The organism is Rhodococcus sp. P3_B8 (assembly GCF_056402775.1).
In genome coordinates, this window is record NZ_JBFUGT010000386.1 from 1 (window position 1) to 5,405 (window position 5,405).

Annotated in this window: 6 protein-coding genes; 2 read left to right on the forward strand and 4 right to left on the reverse strand. The window is 66.5% G+C overall.

Annotation, left to right across the window (positions count from 1 at the left end; genetic code table 11):
• Together AC1D1G_RS41020 and AC1D1G_RS41025 are read left to right on the forward strand one after the other, a co-directional pair.
• Window positions 1–561, forward strand: a 561-nt coding sequence (locus tag AC1D1G_RS41020; protein ID WP_477956473.1) for a CocE/NonD family hydrolase C-terminal non-catalytic domain-containing protein, incomplete at its 5' end; no start/stop codon positions are given.
• A 133-nt stretch (window positions 562–694) separates the two neighbouring features.
• Window positions 695–1,834, forward strand: coding sequence for a serine hydrolase domain-containing protein (locus AC1D1G_RS41025; protein ID WP_477956474.1), 1,140 nt, complete (start codon window positions 695–697; stop codon window positions 1,832–1,834).
• Between the two features lie 20 nt (window positions 1,835–1,854).
• Here the strand turns inward: AC1D1G_RS41025 and AC1D1G_RS41030 are convergent, their stop codons facing one another.
• From AC1D1G_RS41030 to AC1D1G_RS41045, 4 genes are read right to left on the reverse strand one after another with little or no spacing between them, the layout of a single operon-like run.
• A complete protein-coding gene (locus tag AC1D1G_RS41030) occupies window positions 1,855–2,763 on the reverse strand; it encodes an ABC transporter substrate-binding protein (protein ID WP_477956475.1) in 909 nt (302 codons plus the stop codon).
• 11 nt (window positions 2,764–2,774) lie between these two features.
• Window positions 2,775–3,530 (reverse strand): ABC transporter permease, encoded by a 756-nt coding sequence (locus AC1D1G_RS41035; RefSeq protein WP_477956476.1) that lies wholly within the window; start codon window positions 3,528–3,530, stop codon window positions 2,775–2,777.
• Window positions 3,527–4,177, reverse strand: coding sequence for an ABC transporter permease (locus tag AC1D1G_RS41040; RefSeq protein WP_280781340.1), 651 nt, complete (start codon window positions 4,175–4,177; stop codon window positions 3,527–3,529). Before AC1D1G_RS41040 ends, AC1D1G_RS41035 begins: the two co-directional genes overlap by 4 nt.
• Window positions 4,174–5,289 (reverse strand): ABC transporter ATP-binding protein, encoded by a 1,116-nt coding sequence (locus tag AC1D1G_RS41045; protein ID WP_477956477.1) that lies wholly within the window; start codon window positions 5,287–5,289, stop codon window positions 4,174–4,176. Before AC1D1G_RS41045 ends, AC1D1G_RS41040 begins: the two co-directional genes overlap by 4 nt.
• Window positions 5,290–5,405 lie beyond the last annotated feature (116 nt).

Here is a 5,405-nt window from a genome sequence, read left to right on the forward strand (position 1 = left end):
GCGGTAGGCCAGGACTATTCGCTCTACCTCTCCGGCGACGGCGCACTGACCGACCGACTCGACGGCATCGTTCCCGGCTCGCAGACGCTGAACACGCTGCCCGGCGGCCTTCCCACCGACCGGGAGGCACCGGACACCCGGCCGGGGAATCAGGTCCCGCAGGGCATGATCCCCGGCACCCAGGCCGAATGGTCGTCCGGCATCCTCGACGCCCCGCTGGACGTGGTCGGCGCCCCGACGCTCGACGTCCGCGTCGCCGCCGCACCCGCGGTCACCGGTGTCGAGGACTCGGTCGTGGTCTTCGCGAAGCTGTACGACGTGGCTCCCGACGGCACCGAAACGCTGATCAACGGACAGGTCGCACCGGTGCGCATCGTGGCACCCGGTGAGCCCGTCCGGGTCACGATGCCGGCCATCGTCCACCGCTTCGACGAGGGGCACCGCGTTCGCCTCGTGGTGTCCGGGGGAGACCCGAGCTTCCGCGGAAGTCTGGTGCCGCACCAGGTCACCATCGCCTCGGGCGACCCGGGGCAGGCGCTGGTGCTGCCCGTGACCGGCTGAGGCCGGGGCTCGTCCGGATGAGTCGCCGCGAAACGAGTGATTGACATCACATGAGGGGCGGGATCACACTGGAACCCTCAAATTGAATCCGATGTCAAGATCAATTGCGTCGGCTGGTGGAGAGGAACCACAGGTGACCAAGCTCGGAGGAGTGTGCGATAAGCGCTTCACGGCGTTGCGGGAGGCACTGAAGGACAATCTCGACTCCGGTGAGGAACTCGGCGCGTCGATCGTCGTGACCCTCCACGGAGAGCCGGTGGTCGACATGTGGGGCGGATGGTCCGACACCGATCACGCCACCGAATGGGAGCGCGACACCATCACCAACGTGTGGTCGTGCACCAAGACGGTCACCGCGCTCGCCGCACTGATGCTCGTCGACCGCGGACTGCTGGACGTGTACGCGCCCGTCGCGAAGTACTGGCCGGAATTCGCCGCGGCAGGCAAGGACCGCGTCGAGGTCCGCCATCTCCTGTCGCACACGTCGGGTGTGTCGGGGTGGGATCAGCCGATCACGGTCGAGGACACGTTCGACCTCGCCGAGTCCACGAAACGGCTTGCCGCCCAGGCGCCGTGGTGGGAGCCGGGCACGGCGTCCGGATATCACGCGCTGAACTACGGCCATCTGATCGGTGAGGTCGTCCGCCGAATCGACGGGCGCACGCTCGGCCGTTTCGTCGCGGAGGAGATCGCCGGGCCACTGGGGGCCGACTTCCACATCGGATTGGACCCGTCGGAGTTCGGCCGGGTGTCGAACGTGGTCCCGCCGCCGCCGTTGCCGATCGATCTGGCCTCCCTCGACCCCGCCAGTGTCATCGTCAGGACGTTCACCGGCCCCGGACCGGACGCGTCCGCGTCCTGGTCCGACGAGTGGCGCCAGGCGGAGAACGGTGCGGCCGGTGGCCAGGGCAACGCCCGGTCGCTCGCCCGGATCCAGTCCGTCGTGGCCTGCGGGGGAGAACTCGACGGCGTCCGCCTGCTGTCGCCGGACACCATTTCCCTGATCTTCGAGGAGCAGTCGAACGGCGTGGATCTGGCTCTGGGGCAACCGATTCGATTCGGCATCGGGTACGGTCTGCCGACGCCCGTGTCCGTGCCGTTCGTCCCCGAGGGACGCATCTGCTTCTGGGGTGGCTGGGGCGGCTCGCAGGTCGTCGTCGACACCGAACGCCGGATGACCATGACGTACGTGATGAACAAGATGGGGCCGGGACTTCTCGGCTCCGACCGGACCGCCCAATATGCGACGGCGACGTTCGATGCGCTGAGCTGACTCGCCCGCCCGGGGCGTGATCAGGACGCCAGCCCCTTGTCCTGCAGCCATTCCCGGGCGATGTCGCCCATGTCCTCGAGGTCGGCCACCCGCTGGTTCATCTCGATGAGATCCTCGGTCGTCAGTGCTGCCGACACGTCGGCCAGGACGCCGCGGACATCGTCGCCTGCCTTGTTCTCGTTGATGATCGGGGTGATGTTCTCCGCCAGGAACAGGTGTTTGGTGTCCTCGAGTGCCACGAGGTTCTCCGACCGCATCGCCGGGTCGGTGCTGAACACGTCCGCCACCTCGATCTGACCGCTCAGCAAGGCGTTGAGCGTCAGGGGACCGCCGGCGTCGAGTGCCAGGAACTCCTTGAACGTCAGTCCGTATTTGTCCCGCAGGCCGGCGACGCCGTTCTCCCGGGTCTTCCATTCGGGCGGGCCGCCGAGGGTGAGCTCGTCGGCGTGGGGCACGAGGTCCTCGATCGTCTGGAGCGAGTATTCGTCCGCGGTCTCCTGTCGCACCGCGAGCACGTCCTTGTCCTCGGCGGGGGACGGTTCCAGTGCGATGAGCCCGGCGGGCAGCTTGGCCTCGATCTCCTCGGTCACCTCGTCCGACGCAGTAGCGGTGGTGGCGCTGTCGAGGTATTGGAGTAACGCACCCGAGTACTCGGGCAGCAGGTCGATGGAGCCGTCCCGGATGGCCGGGACGTACACCTCCCGGCTTCCGATGTTCAGCTTCTCGGTGACGTCGATGCCGTTCGCGCGCAGCGCCTCCGCGTAGATGGTCGCGATCAGCTGGCTTTCGGGGAAGTCCGCGGAGCCGACGACGATGGCACCGTCGCTGCTTCCGCCGTCGTCGGATGCCAACGGGTCCTTGCCGATCCCGCATGCCGTCAACGACATCAGGGTGGCGCCGGTCAGGGCGACGATCAATGCCTTCTTCATGATGATGTCCTTCAGATCAGCGAGGGCTCGGGAGCGGACGCGGGTCGGGCTGCGACGGCGGTGTCTTCGGAATCGGATCGCTTGTTCGCGCCGCTCCGCTCGCGTCGCGTCAGACCGGGTGAGACGACCCGAACCGTGAGGAATCCGATCGCCAGGTCGAATGCGAGCGCGAGGAGAGACACGAGGACCGCTCCGGCGGCCATCTGCGCGTAGTCGCTCTGCGCCTTGCCGTCGATGAGGAGACGTCCCAGTCCGCCCAGCGAGATGTAGGCGGCGACGGTCGCGGTCGAGACGATCTGCAGCACGGCGCTGCGCACACCCGACAGCATCAGCGGCAGCGCGCAGGGCATCTCCACCTCGGTGAGGATGCGCATCGACCGGAACCCCATGCCCCGCGCAGCGTCCACGGCGGCCGGGTCGACCGAGCGAATGCCTGCGTACGTGTTGGTGAGAATCGGCGGGATGGCCAACAAGACCAGCACGATCAGGCTCGGAATCAGATAGGCCAGCTTGGTCGAGAACGACGGTGCGATGACGAGCACCAGCAGGATCAGCAAGCCGATGGTGGGAAGGGCGCGCAGCGAGTTGGCCAGGCCCGCGACGACGACCGCTCCGCGACCAGTGTGCCCGATGTACAAACCGAGCGGAACCGCGATCAGCGCCGCCGCGAACAGGGCGAGGAATGTGTACAGCAGGTGCTGGAGGAGGAGAGCAGGAATGCCCTCGGGCCCGGTCCAATGAGCACCGTCGAGCAGAAAGTCGATCATGATGAGACCACCTTCGGGGTCCACGGTGTGAGTAACCGATTGGCGAGCACGATGAGCAGGTCGAGAACCAGCGCCAGCAGCAGGCACAGCGCGATACCGGTGATGATCGGTGTGTAGAAACGCAACTGGAAGCCCTGGGTGAACAGGGAACCGATCTGCGGGATCCCGAGCAGCGCGGCGAGAGAGACCAGGCTGACGTTCGACACGACCGCGACGCGCAGTCCGGCGCAGATGACGGGAACACCCACCGGCAGCTGAACTTTCAGCAGAGTCTGGTACGGCCGGTAGCCCATCGCCGTGGCGGCGAGCACCGTCTCCTGCGGCACCGAATCCAGGGCGTCGGCGATGACGCGCACGAGCAGGGCGACGGTGTAGATCGTCAGCGCGACGACGATGTTCATCGGATCGAGAATCTTCGTTCCGAGGATCGGCGGGAGCAGGACGAACAGCGCCAGCGACGGGATCGTGTAGAGCAGGCCGGCCGTGCCCACCACATAGGGGTTGATCCGGCGACTGCGATGTGCCAGCCAGCCGATCGGCAACGCGACGATCACACCGACGACGAGCGGCACCAGCGCGAGGAGGATGTGCCAGCCGACCAGTTCGGCGATGCGATCGGACTGGCGGCCGAGCCATTCGATGTTCATCGGGCCATTGCCTCCGTGGCTACGAGATCCGCCGACTCGATCGCCGCGACCGCCGCGTGTGCCGTCACGGTTCCCACGAGCACACCGTCGCCGTCGACGACGACACCGCGTTTGCTGGGTGCGGACAGGGCGGCGTCGAGCAGGGCCCGCATCGTTCCGTGCGCATCGGCGACCGTCCCGCTGAGATTCACGTCGTCCGGGCGGATGCGGTCGACGACCTTCGCCGGTTGCACCCAGCCGATCGGCTTGTTCGCCGGGTCGACGACGAGCAACCAGTCGTCCGTGGTCCGGGTGAGGGCGTCGGACGCCGAATCACCGAGACGGGCAACGGGTTCGGTGACCGTCTCCACGCGGCCGCCGAGGTTCGAGAAACCCAGCGAACGGTAGCCGCGGTCGCGTCCGACGAAGTCGGCGACGAACTCGTCGGCGGGTTCGGTCAGCAACTCCAGCGGAGTCGCCGCCTGCGCCAGGATCCCGCCGGTCCGCAACACGACCACCTGGTCGCCCAGCTTGAGGGCCTCGTCGATGTCGTGCGTGACGATGATGATCGTCTTGCCGATGTCCTTCTGCAGTCTCAGGAATTCGTCCTGGAGCTGGCTTCGGACCACCGGGTCGACAGCGCTGAATGGTTCGTCCATCAACATGAAGGCCGGGTCCGCGGCGAGGGCGCGCGCGACCCCCACACGCTGTTGCTGGCCACCCGAGAGCTGCCACGGATACCGGTCCGCGAAGTTCGCCGCAAGACCGACCGTCTCGAGCAGCTCCATCGCCCGGGTTCGGGCCTCCTTCTTCGTCTTTCCCAGCAATCTCGGCATGGTCGCGACGTTGTCCACGATGGTGCGGTGCGGGAACAGTCCGGCATGCTGGATGACGTACCCGATCCGCCTGCGCAGCAGCGCGGGATCCATGTCCGCCGTGGATTCGCCGTCGAGGGAGATGGTTCCGGACGTCGGTTCGATCAATCTGTTGATCATGCGAAGCGACGTGGTCTTGCCGCATCCCGACGGCCCGACGAGTGCTGTGATCTTCCCGCTCGGGCACTCGAGGTCCAGTTCGTTCACCGCTGTCGTGCCGTCCGGATATGCCTTGGTGACTTTGTCGAATGTGATCATCCGCGTGCTACTTTCGTGTAATCCGAGTGGAGACACACTCGGAAGTTCGGTGTCGTGGGACTGCTTTACCGAGTTGTGTCCTTCTCCGGATTCGGCATCTGTTCCAGAAACTTCAC

Coding starts and splice junctions, on each gene's coding strand:
- AC1D1G_RS41030 (WP_477956475.1), bottom strand. CDS start 2,763: ATGAAGAAGGCATTGATCGTCGCCCTGACCGGCGCCACCCTGATGTCG.
- AC1D1G_RS41035 (WP_477956476.1), bottom strand. CDS start 3,530: ATGATCGACTTTCTGCTCGACGGTGCTCATTGGACCGGGCCCGAGGGC.
- AC1D1G_RS41040 (WP_280781340.1), bottom strand. CDS start 4,177: ATGAACATCGAATGGCTCGGCCGCCAGTCCGATCGCATCGCCGAACTG.
- AC1D1G_RS41045 (WP_477956477.1), bottom strand. CDS start 5,289: ATGATCACATTCGACAAAGTCACCAAGGCATATCCGGACGGCACGACA.